Genomic DNA, 1,612 nt, shown 5'->3' on the forward strand with positions numbered 1-1,612 from the left:
GACCCGGCGCCACATCGGGCGTGGACATCTCGCCGCGCGGGCTCTTCACTGGAACACGCAGGCCATCCATGAGGGGAGGCGGCGATGCGCATCCAGGCGGTCACGGGCGAGCTCAGCTACCTGGCGCCCGAGTCCACGGTGCTCCGCAGGTTCACCGCGCCGGGGGAGAGCGTCAACACCGGGACATACCGCACGTATGAGATGCCGATCCGCGACGGGCGCCCGGTCCGCGACCAGTTCACGCTCGATCGCAACGGCTTCGCGATCGTCGGGCACACCTCAGCGGTGACGGATTTCACCAACCGGGAGGAGGTGAACGAGGTCTACGCCGCCGAGGTGGCCGAGTTCGTGAAGTTCTACACCGGAGCCGACCGGGCGTCGACGCTTGGCTGGGTCCTGCGCCGCTCCGCGGCCCCCAGTGAGAATGCCTCGCAGCCGCAGGCCGCCTCGGTCCACGACGACTACTCGGTGCCCGGCGCGCGCGGGCGGGCCGAGGCCGACTACGCCTCCCGCTTCCCCGACGGGCCCGGCTTCCGCCGGGCGCTCATCACCAGCCTGTGGCGCGTCTTCAGCCCGCCGCCGCAGGACTGGCCGCTGGCCCTGTGTGACTATCAGAGCGTCGAGCCGGGCGAGGGGCTGGACAACCGCCTGTACTTCGTGGACGAGATCCCCGATGACCTGTACGCGGACATGCCCCCGGACGCTCCGGGAACCAGCGGTTTCGAATTTCACCACAACCCCCGGCACCAGTGGTGGTACTTCCCGGACATGACTCGCGACGAGATCCTCTTCTTCAAGCTCAACGACAGCGATCACGCACGGGCCTGGCGTGTTCCGCATACCGCGTTCCGCGATGAGACCGCGCGAGCGACCCAGCCCAGGCACAGCATCGAATTCCGCACCATCGCCTACTTCGAATAGCCGCGCGATGACTGAGAACCACCTGCCCGCCGCGATCCAGAACTTCATCGAGGCGACCAACCGCGGGGACTCCGACGCGTTCGTCGCAGCATTTACCGAGGACGCCTACCTCAACGACTGGGGCCGCGAGTTCCACGGCCACCAGGGCGTGCGCGCCTGGAACCGCACCGACAACATCGGCGTCCGATCGCATTTCGAGCTTGTCAGCGCCGAGCCGGGCACCACGCCGGGCAGCTACACCGTCACCTTGACGGTCACCGGCGACGGCTTCAACGGGACCGGCCCGATGAACTTCGAGCTGCGCGACGGGCGGATCGCGAGCCTGCGGATCAGCTGACCTGCGCACGGCTCGGGCCTGTTTGCCGGATGGTGGTTGCGCAGGCGGAGTGGCCATGCTTCTCGAGGTACCGCTGGTGGTATTCCTCGGCCCGGTAGAACGCGGACGCCGGGGTGATCTGAGTGACGATGTGCCGTCTCAGCGATCGCTGCTCGGCATCACGTGATGCGATCGCGGCTTCCATCTGCCCGGCGTCATGGCAGAAGATCGCCGACCGGTACTGGCTGCCGAAGTCGAGGCCCTGGCGGTTGCGGGTGGTGGGGTTGTGGATCTGCCAGAATGTCTGGAGCAGCTGCGCGTAGCTGACCTGGGCCGGGTCGAACCACACCTCGACCGCCTCGGCGTGGCCGGTGC

The 1,612-nt window shown here is 67.9% G+C and carries 3 protein-coding genes; 2 read left to right on the forward strand and 1 reads right to left on the reverse strand.

Features of this window, described 5'->3' with window-relative positions:
* Window positions 1-84: 84 nt before the first annotated feature.
* Window positions 85-921, forward strand: coding sequence for a CmcJ/NvfI family oxidoreductase (locus tag WA805_RS13020; RefSeq protein ID WP_422274849.1), 837 nt, complete (start codon window positions 85-87; stop codon window positions 919-921).
* Between the two features lie 7 nt (window positions 922-928).
* A complete protein-coding gene (locus WA805_RS13025) occupies window positions 929-1,258 on the forward strand; it encodes a nuclear transport factor 2 family protein (RefSeq protein ID WP_422339228.1) in 330 nt (109 codons plus the stop codon).
* Here WA805_RS13025 and msrA read toward each other — a convergent pair.
* On the reverse strand, window positions 1,251-1,612 hold a 362-nt coding region (msrA, locus tag WA805_RS13030), incomplete at its 5' end, for a peptide-methionine (S)-S-oxide reductase MsrA (protein ID WP_425242459.1). The genes WA805_RS13025 and msrA overlap by 8 nt on opposite strands.

This window comes from Trebonia sp., from assembly GCF_049794275.1.
Classification (GTDB): Bacteria; Actinomycetota; Actinomycetes; order Streptosporangiales; family Streptosporangiaceae; genus Trebonia.